Below are 14,086 nucleotides of genomic sequence, written 5' to 3'. Positions count from 1 at the left end.
GGCGGTGGTAGCGGGTGCCGGTCAGCGGCCCCGCGCCTGCCACCACCATCGCGATCGTTGGCGGTGGACCGCGTGGCCTGGTCGTGCTGGGGCGAATCCTGGCGCGGCTCGTCGCCCACGGCACAGCCGGTCCGCCCGGACGTCTGGCGATCCATCTCATCGACCCGTACGAGAACGGACGGATCTGGCGGACGGATCTGCCGGAGTCCTTGCTGATGAACAGCCGGGTCGGCGACGTCACGCTGTTCAGCGACGACGGTATGCCGGACCTGCCGGGCGTGGTCGGCGGGATGGACTTCGCGACCTGGCTGCGGGAGCAATCCGACGCGAACGAGACCGAGCCGAGCGCCTATGCCGCACGGCGAACCTTCGCCCGGCACCTGGCCTGGGCGCGACGTCATCTCCTCTCCCCGGGCACGCCGGGGGTCCGGGTCGTCAGCAGACAAGCCCAGGTCACCAGATTGACGGCAATCGGCAACGGGCGACGGCGCCTGTGCCTTCGTGCCGCGTCCGGCGACGTCGAGAGCCTCGACGCCGACGCGGTCGTGCTCGCCACCGGACACCAGGAGGTCGTCGACGACACGACGGTGCAGCGCAAAGGCCTCGCCCGCCGTGCGGGCCGGTTCTACGCACCCCCGCACATCGTCGGGGAGATCGATCTGTCCCGGATCGAGCCAGGTCGCCGGGTAGCAGTGCTCGGCACCGGGCTGAATTTCTTCGACCTCGTCTCGCTCCTCACCCAGGGACGTGGAGGCCGGTTCGTCAGGGACGAAGCCAACATCCTGCGCTACCGGCCCGGCGGAAGGGAGCCGAGACTGTTCGTCGGGTCGCGCCGCGGGATCCCGCACCTCAGCCGGGCCGTGCGCCCGGAGCCTGCTCACCCGCGGTTCTTTGACGGACGTGCCCTGCAGCGGCTCGCCGAGCGGCCCGGGCTACGTGACTTCCGTCAGGAGATCTGGCCGCTGATCGCGCGAGACCTCGCACTGGCCCATGCCGAGGCGCTTTCCGCTACACCGCACGGCGGCGGCCCCCTCGATCTCGAACGGGTACTGGATCCCCTCGCGTCACACGGCGTGCCCGTTCCGTTCGACACCGAATCGGACCTGACCGACTGGATGATCGGCTTCCTGAGCGCCGACATCAGGGATTCCCGTTGCCGACCCCGTGGCCCGATGCGCGCCGCTGGCGAGATGCTCGCGGCCACCGCACAGGGTGTGAAGGCGCTCGTCGCCGATGGACGCATCGACGGCCGTTCGTACCAGCGCGACGTGGTGGGCTGGTTCAACGCGATGGTCGCCCATCTCGCATCGGGACCGCCGGTCCTGCGGTTCGAACAATTGGCCGCGCTGGCCCGGTGCGGGATAGTGCGATTTGTCGGCAGCCGGGTCCGGCTCGTCGGCGAACGGGACGGCACCCACGTTTCCTGCCCCAACTTGCACACGGCTCCCGATGTCGACGGCGTCATCGAGGCGCGGCTGTTCGCCACCGACGTCCGCAGGTCGGCCGACCCGCTGATGGCCGACCTGGTCCGGTCCGGCCGGGCCCGTCCGTTCCAGATGCCAGCCGGAAACAGCGGCGCATCCGGAACGGGCGTCGACACCGGCTCCCTCGACGTGACGCGTGACGAACTCTGCCTGGTCGGCGCCGACGGCTCGGTCGACCGGCAGGTCTTCGCCTTCGGGGTGCCGTTGGAGGGGGTGCACTGGCTCACCGCCGCGCTGCCGGTCCCTCGCCGGGAGGACCTGACACTGCGCTGCGCGGACCAGATCGCGTGCGCCGTCCTCCGACGGTTGTGGCCGGGATCATGAGCGAATTGCCGCACGGACGACCCGAGCCCGGGTCCATCGCCGTACCCCATGGTTCACACTGGGGGGCCTTCGAGGCCGTGGTCAGCAACGGGCGACTGTCGTCGACCCGCCCACCGGCCGACGACGCGTCGCCGTCGCCGATCGTCGCCGGTATCGCCGAGGCGGTCGGGTCAGACGCGCGCGTCCGGACGCCGGTGGTGCGCCGGGGTTGGCTCGAACAGGGACCGGGTGCGACATCGACGCGTCGTGGAGCGGACGAGTTCGTCCCGGTTTCCTGGGACCGGGCACTGGATCTGGTGGCCGGCGAGCTGGACCGGGTACGGCGCGGTTACGGCAACGCGGCGATCTTCGGTGGTTCGTACGGCTGGTCGAGCGCCGGCCGGTTCCATCACGCCAAGACACAGCTCACGAGGCTGCTGAACCTTCTGGGCGGGTTCACCGGTCAGGTCAGCAACTACAGCTTCGCGGCGGCGGACGCCGTGCTGCCGCATGTGCTGGGTACCCCCCGGCCCGGTGCCGGACACGTCACCTCGTGGGACGTGCTCGCCGAGAACACGCGGTTCTGGGTGGCCTTCGGCGGTCTGCCGGTGAAGAACACCCAGGTTGAGGGAGGTGGGACGCTCCGGCACGGCTTCGCGGCCAACCTGCGGGCGGTCAAGCACGGTGGCGCCCGCTTCATCAGCGTCAGCCCGATCCGTGACGACTCGCCGGCCTTCCTGGACAGCCGGTGGGTTCCGGTCCGACCCGGCACGGACACGGCGCTGATGCTGGGACTCGCCTTCACCCTTCTCGACCGGGGCCTGCACAACGAGGACTTTCTGCGGCGCTACTGCACCGGCTGGGAACGAGTGCGCGCCTACCTACGGGGAGACATCGACGGCACCCCCAAGACCCCGGAGTGGGCCGAGGGCATCTGCGGGGTACCGGGGGCGACCATCCGTTGGCTGGCCGAGACCATGGCGGCGCACCGGACGATGCTCAGCGCCACCTGGTCCTTGCAGCGGGCCGACAATGGCGAGCAGCCCTACTGGATGCTGATCACGCTCGCTGCCATGCTGGGCCAGATCGGTCTGGCGGGCGGGGGCTTCGGCTTCGCCTACGGCTGCGAGGACGGTATCGGCAATACCCGCTACCCCTTCGCGGCGCCGGAACTCCCCCGCGGGGCCAACCCGATCGGCACTGCCATCCCGGTGGCCCGGATCTCCGACATGCTGCTGTACCCCGGAAAGCCGTATGAATTCGGGGGACAAGTATTGACTTATCCTGATATCAAGCTGATCTACTGGGCGGGCGGCAATCCCTTCCACCATCATCAGGACCTCAACCGACTGATGGAGGCATGGCGACGACCCGAGACGATCGTCGTCAACGAGATCTGGTGGACCGCGACGGCGAAGCGTGCCGACATCGTGCTGCCGGCTACCAGCACGCTCGAACGCAACGACATCGCGGCCTCCGCCCGCGACGCTCATCTCGTCGCGATGAAACAGGCGATCCGGCCGTTGCACCAGGCCCGTCACGATCACGAGATCTTCGCCGGTGTCGCCGACCGTCTCGGCGTCGGGTCTGCCTTCACCGAGGAGATGGGTGAGATGCAGTGGCTGCGGCGCATCTACGATGACTTCCGCGTCCGTGCGGCCCGACACGTGGACCCGCTACCGGAGTTCGATGAGTTCTGGCGTGCCGGTCGGATCCGCGTCTGGCCAGGCGGGCGGACCGTTCTGCTGCAGGAGTTCCGCGCCGATCCCGCCACGTACCCGCTCCGGACCCCGTCGGGACGGATCGAACTGTACTCCGAGGTGGTAGCCGGCTTCGGTTACGCCGAATGCCCCGGCCACGCGGTCTGGGTGCCGCCCCGGGAGTGGCGGGGATCAGACGCGTCGGCCCGATACCCCCTTCATCTGATCTCCAACCAGCCGGCTACCCGCCTGCACTCCCAACTGGACATGGCGGGCGTCAGCGCGGCCAGCAAGATCGATGGTCGGGAGCCGTGCCGGATGAACCCCCTCGACGCGCAGGCACGCGGTATCGCCACCGGCGATACCGTCCGAATCCACAACGAGCGCGGGTCCTGCCTCGCCGGCGCCATCGTCGATGATGCGGTGATGGAAGGCGTCGTCCAACTGTCGACCGGTGCGTGGTTCGCCCCCGCCGACCCGGCCGTCTCCGGCAGCCTCGACCTGCACGGCAATCCCAACACACTGACGCCGGACCGAGGAACATCGAGGTTGGGCCAGGGACCCTCCGCCCACTCCGCCCTGGTCGAGGTGGAACGGACCCAAGATCCCATGCCGGCACCGCAGGCCCACCGCCCGCCGGACATCCGCCGGTTCTGACCCGGCCGGCGCGGACTATGGGCACGGTGAACACTGCACGGCCCGGTCACCGTGCCTGCCTGGGTACGTTGCCCAACGATGGACGAGGACACCCCGGCACCTACCGCTGAACATCAGGACGACGCACGTCATGGCCCGGAAGCGATCGGAGCCGTTACCTGCGGCGTGGACGTCGGCGGCACCTTCACCGATGTCGTGCTGTTCGGGCACGGCCGCCTCGCGGTGCTCAAGGTGCCCACCACCTATCCAGACCCGTCGACGGGCGTCCTGGTGGGAGTACGTCGGATCCTGGACCGGGAGCAGGTCGCACCGGCGGAGGTGAGCAGTGTCATCCACGGCAGCACGGTCGGAATCAACGCCATCATCCAGCGTCGCGGGGCACGGGTCGCGCTGGTGACGACGGAGGGCTTCCGCGACGTACTGCAGATCGGCCGCCAGACCCGGCCCGCGCTCTACGACCTCAGCCTCGACCGACTCCCGCCGCTCGTGCCCCGTCGGCATCGGTTCGAGGTGCTCGAACGCGTGATGTACGACGGAGCGGTGCGCACGCCGTTGCGGCCGGAGTCAGTGGACAGGGTCATCGGCGAGCTACGGTCGGCGCGAGTCGAGGCGCTCGCGGTCTGCCTGCTGCACTCCTACGCACAACCGGACCATGAGCAGCAGTTGGCGCGGGCGCTGCGGGAGGCGTTTCCGGACACCTTCGTCTGCCTCTCCTCAGAACTGCTGAAGGAGTTCCGTGAGTACGAGCGGATGAGCACCACCGTCATCAACGCCTACATCGGTCCCCTCACCGCCGGATACATCCGCAACCTCGAGACATCGCTGCGGGACCTCGGCTGCCCCAACTTGTCGGTCATGCAGGCCGACGGCGGCCTGATGTCGCCCGAACTCGCCAGCCGGCAGCCAGTCCGCACGATCGAGTCGGGGCCTGCCGGGGGCGTGATCGGCGCCGCCACGGTAGGCGCGCGGGCCGGACGGGAAAAGGTGATCGCGCTGGACATGGGCGGGACGACCACCAAGGTAAGCCTCATCATGGCCGGGACGCCCGCCCTGACCAGCGACTACGAGGTCTGTCAGCAGCTCGCCGGCGACCGTCTGGTCGCCGGCAGCGGGTACCCCGTACGGACTCCGGTGATCGACCTGGTCGAGGTCGGTGCCGGCGGCGGCAGCGTCGCCTGGATCGACAGCGGCGGCGGCCTCCGGGTCGGCCCGCGCAGCGCGGGCTCCACGCCGGGCCCGGCCTGCTACGGGCGCGGTGGCACCGAGCCGACCGTCACCGACGCCAATGTGGTCCTCGGGCGCATCGATCCCAGTGGCTTTCTCGACAGCGACATGCGGCTCGACGCAGGCCGCGCCCGGGAGGCCGTCAGCACGATCGCATCGGCGCTGGACATCACGATCGAGGAGGCCGCAGAGGGCATCGTCCGCGTGGCGAACGCGACGATGGTTCGTGGCGTGCGGCTGGTGACCGTCGAACGGGGACACGACGTGCGGGAGTTCACGCTCATCGCCACCGGTGGGGCGGCTCCGGCACACGTCGGACAGATCGCCGAGGCGCTCGGCATCCGCGACAGCATCGTACCGCCATCGCCCGGAGTGTTCTCGGCAATCGGTTTCCTATGGGCCGAACCACGTTCGAATCAGGTTCGGACCTGGCTGCGTGCGACGGCTCGGATACGCCCGGACGAACTCACCACGGTGCTGGACAGCCTCGCTGAGGAGGTGGCCGGCGAGCTGGCCGCCGGCCTGGACGATCCTGAGGTCACGGTCGGGCGTACGGCGGACCTGCGGTACCAGGGACAGAGCTACGAGCTCCAGGTGGACCTGCCCGGCGGGCCGATCTCGCCGGAGGACCTCGCGACAGTCGAACAACGATTTCACGACCTGCACCGTGCGACGTACGGGTTCGCGTCACCCTCGGAAGCGACCGAGTTCGTCAACGTGAGGGTCTCGGTGACGACGCAGCGGGCGCGCCCGGAATCGAGATCCGAGCCACTGGGCGATCCGGATCCCGGTGCCGCCCGGACCGCGCACCGTCCGGTCTACTTCGGCACCGGATTCGTCCAGTGCCCCGTCTACGACCGGGCCCGGCTACGCGCGGGCAACGTCATCACCGGGCCGGCCATCATCCAGGAACCCGGGTCGACGCACGTCCTGTTCCCCGCAAGGACCGCGTACATCGATCAGCTGCGGAACATCAACGACCAAGGAGGGGCACCACGGTGACACGACGCTTCACGATCAGGATCGGGGCAGAGACAGCGGTCGCCGAACTGTTGGACGACGAATCGCCGCGCACCTGCCGGCGGCTGGCGGAAGCGATGCCGCTGGTGAGCCAGGTGAATCATGCGAAGGTTGCCGGAGCCGAGTTCTTCTGCTACGTGCCGTTCCACGAGGAGCTCGAATCGCCGGTCGTGGCCCAGACATGCGGGAACATCGGCTACTACCCGCTGCGCCAGACACTCTGCGTCTTCTACGAGGACATGCCCGGTGCCGGGCAGGTGACTCCGGTGGCCCGGATCGTCCAGAACATCGAGGGGATCATCAGCGAAGGGCGCAGAGCGTGGCAACGGCAGGGCGGCGTCATTTCCTTCGACGGGCTGACCGGTGAAGCGGATGAGTGACCAGGAACATACAGGGGCGTCGGTCGACCACACCGCGGACCTGACGGCTCTGCGCACCCGTACCGGTCCGTTCGGCATGACCTACTACGTCCACGCCTACGCCGAGTCGGACACCCGCGCGCTGGTCAACGCACTCTGGGTGGTGAGACACAGCCGGGTCGGCGACGTACCGGCCGTCGCGGTGCTGGCGACGGAGATACTCGAGTTCTACGGGCGTCGTTGCCTCGCCATGTACGGCATGGTGAACGCGGCAAGGGTCATCGACGACGCGCGTGCCGCGGTGAGCACCGCGACATCACCGGACGGCATCGAGTCGGCGCTGGCCGCCGTGGCCGCCTACGTCGGGGAACTCAACTTCCTGATCGATCAAGGCATCCCACCCGCCGCCCTGGCGGAAGCGTTCGCTGCGGCCGGGACCGGACAACGGCGCGACGGCGAATGACGACGATCCTCGCCGCCGGCGAGCTCGCCGCGCGGATCGACGCCGGAGCGGCACTCGTCATCGACTGCCGCTCGCGACAGGAGTACGACGCCGGCCACATCCCTGGCGCGCTTCATGTACCGGTCGGCTCGTGGCCGTACTGTGGCACCTCGCCTCATGCCCTGCGGCGGTTCAGCGACGACACGCGCCGGCGCCTGCGCGACGTCGGGGTTGAGGCCGATCGCCCGACCGTGTGCTACGAATCGAACTCCGGATACTACGCGGCGTTCGCGGTCTGGTGTCTCGACTACGTCGGGGTCGCGGACACGGCCCTGCTCGACGGAGGCATCACGGCCTGGGCCCGGGAGTCCCTGCCCATCGCGACCGACCGCCCCGCACCGGCACGGTCGCGGGCCACCGATTCGCGAATCGATACCCGATGGCTCGCGACCGCGGAATACGTCACCGCGCGGCTGCACTCGCCCGGCACGACGATAGTCGACGTGCGCTCGCACAAGGAGCGGATCGGCGCTCTGCGCCGCAGCGCCCGTGCGGGTTGGATTCCAGGTTCCATCCATATTCCCTGGTATGAATCACTCAGCACCCATCAGCTTGAGCAGCCAGACGTTCTCAGGTCCTTCTTTCATGCCCGTGGCCTGACCGACGACGACGAGATCGTGACGTACTGTCATGGCGGTTGGCGGGCTGCGCACACACTCATCGCACTGCGCCGCGCGGGGTTCGCTCGGGTCCGCAACTACCTCGGCTCATGGTCCGAATGGGGGAACCGCTCGGACCTCCCGGTGGAGTCGGTCTGAGACTGACTTGCGCGGCGTCGCTCGGCGGCAACGCCGATGTGTGATATCTGCACACAACATCGGTCATGGCGCGAGAGAAGCCCGTTACCGTCAGCCGGTACACCACCATCGGATACGATGCGAACATCTGGAGACCCATGTCTGACGACAGCAAGGCGCGGCCCGGTACGGTAACCGACGGACACGGTGCACTGCGGGAACGGGTGCTGGCCGCCGTCGACGAGGACCGGCTCGTACAGACCCTCCAACGCATGGTACGCCAGCCCAGCCACCCGAGGACTCCCGGCGAAGGCGAACTCGCACTCCTTCTCGGTGACCTTCTCCGGGGGCGTGGGCTGGAGGTGGAGCTTCAGGAACTGTCGCCGGGGCGGTACAACACTCTCGGATGGTTGAGGGGCGGTGGCGGCGGACGGAGCCTGATGCTCAACGGCCATATCGATACCAACCCCGCAGGTGAGGGATGGACCAGGGATCCCTTCGGCGGCGATGTCGAGGACGGATTCATCTACGGCATCGGCGTGTCCAACATGAAGGCCGCCGACGCGGCGATGATCGAGGCCGCCACTGCCGTAGCGCAGGTCGGAGCAGACCTCCGGGGCGACCTCTGCGTCGCTCTCGTGTGCGGGGAGATTCTCGGCGGTGAGGGATCGGCGCACATGATGCGCTCGGGCACACGCACCGACCACTTCATCGTGGGGGAACCGACAGATTTGTCGATCCTGACTCTGCACGCCGGTCCCATCGAGCTCTGGATCAACGTCATCGGACGGATGCGGCACATGACCCGTGCCGAGGAGAGCGTCAGCGCTATCGACAAGATGTACAAGGTCATCGAGCGACTCAAGACCATGCAGTTGTCCCATGCCGACGAGCCGAAGTACGCTAGTCTGAATCAGTGGTGTATCGGCGCCATCCGTGGTGGGATGTCCCGCGAGTACGTTGACTGGCAGCCTTCGATGGTCCCGGACTTCTGCACCATCAAGGTCGCGGGACGACTCGCCCCCACGCAGACGGACGAAACCGTTGTAGCGGACGTAATCGATGCGTTGACGGACCTGAGAAGTCACGATCCGGACCTAGAGTTCGAGGTCACCAAGAATCCGACGAAGGAATTCATGGCACCGTTCGAGGTGTCCGTCGATGACCCCTTTGTGCTGAGACTGGTGCAGACCCATCAAGAAGTGACTGGAGTTCCTGCCCGAGTCGGCGACATCGCGCCGTACCGGATCTACGGCACCGACGCTGGTCACATAGTGCGGCACGATCCGAAAGCGATCGGCGTAGTGTGCGGACCAGGGGGCAAATACAATACGATGCCTGACGAAAAAGTCGAGATCGATGAGCTTGTCAGTGCCGCGAAGATCTATGCGCTGAGTATCTTGGACGTCTGTTCCTGAGTCTCGGACTGATGGGTGAAGGTGCGGATCATGGATACAAACGTTTTACACGCATATGTCAACGGACAGTTTGTTCCCGAAGAAGAGGCAACGGTCTCGGTATTCGACCGCGCGTTCCGCTCCGGTGACCATGTCTACGAGGTGCAGCGAACCTTCAACGGCACGCTGCACGGTCTCGACGGGCACATGAAGAGGCTTTTCAAGGCGCTTCACTACACGCGGATCGACCCGTTGATGACTCCGGACGAGCTCGGGGCGGCGACGACGCGGCTGGTCGAGCACAATTCGAAGGTCGCCGGTCCGGACCTGGACCTCGTGTCATGCCAGGTCATCACGCGCGGAAGCACCAAGACACTGTTGTCGGGTCCGCCGACGGTGATCATCTACACGCAACTGCTCGACATGAGCGCACTCGCGCGCACCTATCTTCTCGGCAAACCGTTGATCACACCAGGCGTGCAACGGGTGCCGGCCGCCTCGCTGACGCCCAGAGTCAAGATCGCGAACAAGATGAGCCTCATGCTCGCCTGGCTTGAGGTCTCCGCCCTCGATCCCGAGGCGCAGGCGCTCGTCCTCGACCGGGACGGCAATGTCACCACCTGCGCACCCGGATCAGGATTCCTGTTCATCGTGGACGGGGTGATCCACGTACCGAACCGGCGCAACACCCTCGACAGCAGTGCCATGGGGTTCACCCTGGAACTCGCGGCCCAGCTGGGCATCGAAGTCCGCGAGGGCGACTACACCACCTTCGACGTGTACAACGCCGACGAGGCGTTCACGACCAACACGAAGGACTGCATCGCACCCGTATCGAAGCTCAACGGGCTGAGGATCGGCACCGGACGTCCCGGCCCGATGTACAAGCGACTGGTGACGGCGTGGTCGGAGGCTGTCGGCGTCGACATCGTCGGTCGTGCGGTCGGACTTCTTCCCGTCACCGAGCGGGAAGAGTTGCTGGCGGCCGCCCGGACGACATGACGTCGTCGGGTAGCCCTGAAACGAGGTCATCAGTCGGACATCGCGGATCATCTGGGAGAATAAAATGCTTGGTCAGGACAGGGGCATATCACACGGTTTCAATGCCGTACGTACCCGTCGACAGTTGTTGCGGACGGCGGTCGGTACCGGCGTCGGCGTCGGACTGGGGTCTCTGCTGTCGGCCTGCGGCAGCGAGGAGTCGGGCTCCGGCTCGGGCGGCGGATCCGGCGAGGTCGTGGTGCGTACCTCGGGCGGTTCCTACGAAGAGGGGTGGCGCAAGGCCTGCTTCGAGCCCTTCGAGGCAGACACCGGCATCAAGATCGTGACATCGTCGGACCCGGTCGAGAAGATCACCGCAGCGGCGGCGGCCGGGAACGTACAGATCGACGTACTCCAGCTAGGAGTGCGTCAGCTGGAGCTGCTCCGGGTCGGCGATGCCGTGCAGCAGTTGGACTACTCCCGCTTCGAGCGCACCGACCCCGCCGACATCCGGCTGGTGGAGGACTACTACATCGGCACGATCGCCTGGTCGAGCGTCATCGCCTACAACCGCGAGAGTTTTCCCGACGAGACCCCGCAGACCTGGGCCGACATCTGGGACGTCGACCGCTTCCCAGGACCTCGGACCTTCTCCGACGCGTCGTCCGGCCTGCTCGAGCTGGAGGTGCCACTGATCGCCGACGGCGTTGCGCTGGACCAGTTGTATCCGTTGGACATCGACCGCGCCTTCCAGAAGCTCCAGGAGATCAAGCCACACGTGGTCAAGTTCTTCGGCAGCGGTGCCGAGCAGGTGCAGCTCTACGAGAACGGGACCGCGGTCGCCGGCCTGGGCTGGAACGGCCGTATCCAGGTCCTGATGGACGGCGGCAGCCCGATGGCGATCGAGTGGAACGAGAACCTCCAGCACACCGACGGTCTGGGCATCACCAAGGGCGCCCCGAACCTCGACAACGCCTACCAGCTGGTCGACTACTCGTTGCAGCCTGACGTACTGGCCAGGCTCGCCGAGTACACCGGGTACTCGCCGCTGTGCGACAAGAGCTACGACCTCATTCCCGCCGAGGTGATCGAGAAGCTGCCGGCCACGCCGGAGCGGGCGCAGCTCGGTGTCGTACGCGATGTCACCTGGTGGGTGGAGAACCAAGCTGAGGTCGACCGCCGGTGGCAGGAATTTCTGGTCTCCTGACCTTCGGCCGTACCGACAGGAGGAGGCTGAACCGTGTCGGACATGGCTGCCGGGTCGCGGCGTGGGTCGCGCGACCCGGCACCGGCAACGCCGATTGAGCTGGGCGATCCGTATCGCGGTGCCGTCGTCATCGACGGTTCGGTCTGTCCGCAGGACATGTTCGCTCCCGACCACATCAGTCGGATGAGGGAGTCCGGCGTCACGGCGTTCGTCTGGACCGTGTGCCCGCCGGATTCCACCATATCGACCGGGTTGGCGCATATCGGTCGAGCGCTGACCGACATCGCCGCCCACAGCGACGATCTGCTGCTGGTACGTACGGCGGACGACATCGAGACAGCGAAGTCGTCAGGTCGAATCGGTCTGATCCTGGGGCCGCAGAACGCCCAACTGGCTGCCGAGAGCCTGGCGCACTTCACCATCCTGCACGAGGTCGGCGTGCGGGTGCTGCAACTGACCTACAACCTCCGAAGCGCCTTCGGCGACGGCTGTGTGGAAGCGGCCGACGCCGGACTGAGCAACCTGGGCCGCGAGGCCGTCACAGAGCTGAACCGGTTGGGGATCGTCATCGACCTGTCACACGCCGGGCCCCGCACGGCACAGGAGACCATCGACGCATCGTCCGACCCGGTCATCGTCTCGCACTCCAACCCGCGAGCCGTGTACGAGAATCCCCGCAACATTTCCGACGACCTGATCAAGCGAGTGGCCGCTGCCGGCGGTGTGGTCGGAATCTGCCTCTGGTCGGCGCTGGTCGGACCCGGGCGAAGGACGGGTGGGCAGCCCACGCTCGACGACTACCTGCGCCACATCGATCATGTGATCGACCTGGTCGGCCCCGCGCACGTAGCGATCAGTTCCGACCACGGCGAAGGTCGGGTACGCCAACTCTGGTCGCCAGCGGTGAGTTCAGGCGGCGACTATCCCACGGTGACCCAGAGGTTGGGCGACTGGTACGGCTTCGACACACGCTCTGTCGTCGGTGCGGACGGATGCCGCGATTGGGCGCACGTCGCCCACCGGATCAGGGAACTGGGCCTCGACGAGGCGGACCTGCGTGGCGTTCTCGGAGGCAACCTGCTCCGCGTCTTCGGCAAGGTATGGGATCACCCGCCGAGGGCTGCGGTCGACAACCCGGGGTAGGCGGCTTTCCTGCTTCTCCTATCGGGTAGATATGCTATGCTGTTCGTCATGACCGAACGTACGGCTGGTTCGTCCGGCGCTGCGGCCGCCGGAATGCTCGTCGTTCGGCGGTACGTCGACTTCCAGCGCACGCACAGCGCTCTCTGTCTCTAGGCGAGGGTCCGCTCCGGGGCGACGCGCGTCGGAGCGGACACCTGAAACGGCCGACCACCGTCCGCTTTCTATCCCCTGGAGGCCAACCATGACAATGCTGCCCGGCGCTCGACGCCTGCCCGGTCAGCGCGTGCATCAACCCGAGCGCCAACGGCATTTGACGATCACGGTTCGCCTCGGGGATGACGCTGCCGTCCGTGACGAAGAGGACCTGTTGCGAAGGCTGGTCGAGTGGCTGGCAGCGGTCAGCGCCGCCGGCCGGCCGGACCGACTCGGGCACGCCGGTCCCGAGGTCCCGGACGGCCCGGATTCGGTCCGTATCGATTCTGGTGCCCGCACCGTCACCCGAGGTGGCGCACCGGTCGAGCTGTGCCGACGAGAGTACGACCTGTTGCTGTTCTTCGCCGAGCGCCCCGGTCGCGTGTTCACCCGCGCTCAACTCCTGGACGGTGTGTGGAAGCAGCCGTTCACCGGGGTACGTACCGTTGATGTCCACATTCGGCGGCTGCGACACAAGCTCGGTAACCAGCCGCCGCTGATCACCACGGTGCACGGTGTGGGCTACCGGCTCGCGACCGACGCGCCCGTCGTCGTGGTGCGCCCTCCGTACCACGACGCCGATGGTACGGACGTCTCCGTCGCGCCCGGCGGTCCGTTTTCCGGCCGCCTCCGGCGGAGGGCGGCATGACGACGGTCCTGTCTCGCCCGGGGTCCAAACCGTTCGGCTCGGGTGCCGACCTGCTGATCATCGCACGCTGGTACGCCATCCATCGCGGCAGCTGGCCGCAGGTGCGGTTCGACCGACGTCAGCGTTGGTACCAGCGCCTGGCCGCGGGGTCGGAGGCTGAGGTGTGGCTGTTGAGCTGGCTGCCTGGTCAAGGCACCGATCTGCACGACCACGGGGATTCGGCGGGGGCGTTCCTCGTGGTCGCGGGCACGTTGAACGAGCGTACTCCCGGGCGCGGCGGTGGCGGGGCGTGGCGGCTGCGGGCGGGCGGATTCCGTGCCGGTCAAGGTCGAGCGTTCGGCGCCCGCCACATCCACCAGGTCCTCAACGCGGCGGTGGAGCCTGCGGTGAGCCTGCACGTCTACCGTCCCGCGCTGCGGAAAATGACTCGCTACCGGCTCGCCGACGGCCGGATCGTGGTGACCGCCGTGGACCGGGCCGGGGTGCACTGGTGAGACGCCGGGACGACCCGTCGGCCGGCGTCCGCCGGGC

The 14,086-nt window shown here is 67.4% G+C and carries 12 protein-coding genes; all 12 read left to right on the top strand.

Features of this window, described 5'->3' with window-relative positions; genetic code table 11:
- Positions 1-14: 14 nt before the first annotated feature.
- Positions 15-1,808, top strand: coding sequence for an FAD/NAD(P)-binding protein (locus tag ACN27F_RS16685; RefSeq protein WP_421434437.1), 1,794 nt, complete (start codon positions 15-17; stop codon positions 1,806-1,808).
- The gene (locus tag ACN27F_RS16680) at positions 1,805-4,144 is read left to right on the top strand and encodes a molybdopterin-dependent oxidoreductase (RefSeq protein WP_421434436.1); all 2,340 of its coding nucleotides are present in this window, start codon (positions 1,805-1,807) and stop codon (positions 4,142-4,144) included. The genes ACN27F_RS16685 and ACN27F_RS16680 overlap by 4 nt, the downstream gene beginning before the upstream one ends.
- A gap of 78 nt (positions 4,145-4,222) precedes the next feature.
- Positions 4,223-6,370: a hydantoinase/oxoprolinase family protein gene (locus tag ACN27F_RS16675; protein ID WP_421434435.1), complete on the top strand. Its 2,148-nt coding sequence runs from the start codon at positions 4,223-4,225 to the stop codon at positions 6,368-6,370.
- Positions 6,367-6,768: a cyclophilin-like fold protein gene (locus tag ACN27F_RS16670; RefSeq protein WP_421434434.1), complete on the top strand. Its 402-nt coding sequence runs from the start codon at positions 6,367-6,369 to the stop codon at positions 6,766-6,768. The genes ACN27F_RS16675 and ACN27F_RS16670 overlap by 4 nt, the downstream gene beginning before the upstream one ends.
- On the top strand, positions 6,761-7,210 hold the full coding sequence (locus tag ACN27F_RS16665) for a hypothetical protein (RefSeq protein WP_421434433.1): 450 nt from the start codon (positions 6,761-6,763) through the stop codon (positions 7,208-7,210). Before ACN27F_RS16670 ends, ACN27F_RS16665 begins: the two co-directional genes overlap by 8 nt.
- The gene (locus ACN27F_RS16660; RefSeq protein ID WP_421434432.1) at positions 7,207-8,007 is read left to right on the top strand and encodes a sulfurtransferase; all 801 of its coding nucleotides are present in this window, start codon (positions 7,207-7,209) and stop codon (positions 8,005-8,007) included. The genes ACN27F_RS16665 and ACN27F_RS16660 overlap by 4 nt, the downstream gene beginning before the upstream one ends.
- Before the next feature lie 65 nt (positions 8,008-8,072).
- On the top strand, positions 8,073-9,404 hold the full coding sequence (locus ACN27F_RS16655) for a M20 family metallopeptidase (protein ID WP_421434431.1): 1,332 nt from the start codon (positions 8,073-8,075) through the stop codon (positions 9,402-9,404).
- 30 nt (positions 9,405-9,434) lie between these two features.
- The gene (locus ACN27F_RS16650; protein ID WP_421434430.1) at positions 9,435-10,385 is read left to right on the top strand and encodes an aminotransferase class IV; all 951 of its coding nucleotides are present in this window, start codon (positions 9,435-9,437) and stop codon (positions 10,383-10,385) included.
- 124 nt (positions 10,386-10,509) lie between these two features.
- The gene (locus ACN27F_RS16645) at positions 10,510-11,571 is read left to right on the top strand and encodes an ABC transporter substrate-binding protein (protein ID WP_421434429.1); all 1,062 of its coding nucleotides are present in this window, start codon (positions 10,510-10,512) and stop codon (positions 11,569-11,571) included.
- Positions 11,572-11,613: 42 nt separating this feature from the next.
- Positions 11,614-12,714, top strand: coding sequence for a dipeptidase (locus ACN27F_RS16640; protein ID WP_421440263.1), 1,101 nt, complete (start codon positions 11,614-11,616; stop codon positions 12,712-12,714).
- Between the two features lie 367 nt (positions 12,715-13,081).
- Positions 13,082-13,555 (top strand): winged helix-turn-helix domain-containing protein, encoded by a 474-nt coding sequence (locus tag ACN27F_RS16635; protein ID WP_421434428.1) that lies wholly within the window; start codon positions 13,082-13,084, stop codon positions 13,553-13,555.
- Positions 13,552-14,049 (top strand): cysteine dioxygenase, encoded by a 498-nt coding sequence (locus ACN27F_RS16630; RefSeq protein WP_421434427.1) that lies wholly within the window; start codon positions 13,552-13,554, stop codon positions 14,047-14,049. Before ACN27F_RS16635 ends, ACN27F_RS16630 begins: the two co-directional genes overlap by 4 nt.
- Positions 14,050-14,086 lie beyond the last annotated feature (37 nt).

The sequence above is a fragment of the Solwaraspora sp. WMMB335 genome, assembly GCF_049179075.1.
GTDB lineage: Bacteria > Actinomycetota > Actinomycetes > Mycobacteriales > Micromonosporaceae > Micromonospora_E.
The sequence above is the reverse complement of the archived record's forward strand: the minus strand, read 5'-3'. Positions and strand labels throughout refer to the sequence as shown.

Coding starts and splice junctions, on each gene's coding strand:
- ACN27F_RS16680 (WP_421434436.1), top strand. CDS start 1,805: ATGAGCGAATTGCCGCACGGACGACCCGAGCCCGGGTCCATCGCCGTA.
- ACN27F_RS16675 (WP_421434435.1), top strand. CDS start 4,223: ATGGACGAGGACACCCCGGCACCTACCGCTGAACATCAGGACGACGCA.
- ACN27F_RS16665 (WP_421434433.1), top strand. CDS start 6,761: ATGAGTGACCAGGAACATACAGGGGCGTCGGTCGACCACACCGCGGAC.
- ACN27F_RS16660 (WP_421434432.1), top strand. CDS start 7,207: ATGACGACGATCCTCGCCGCCGGCGAGCTCGCCGCGCGGATCGACGCC.
- ACN27F_RS16655 (WP_421434431.1), top strand. CDS start 8,073: ATGGCGCGAGAGAAGCCCGTTACCGTCAGCCGGTACACCACCATCGGA.
- ACN27F_RS16650 (WP_421434430.1), top strand. CDS start 9,435: ATGGATACAAACGTTTTACACGCATATGTCAACGGACAGTTTGTTCCC.
- ACN27F_RS16640 (WP_421440263.1), top strand. CDS start 11,614: ATGGCTGCCGGGTCGCGGCGTGGGTCGCGCGACCCGGCACCGGCAACG.
- ACN27F_RS16630 (WP_421434427.1), top strand. CDS start 13,552: ATGACGACGGTCCTGTCTCGCCCGGGGTCCAAACCGTTCGGCTCGGGT.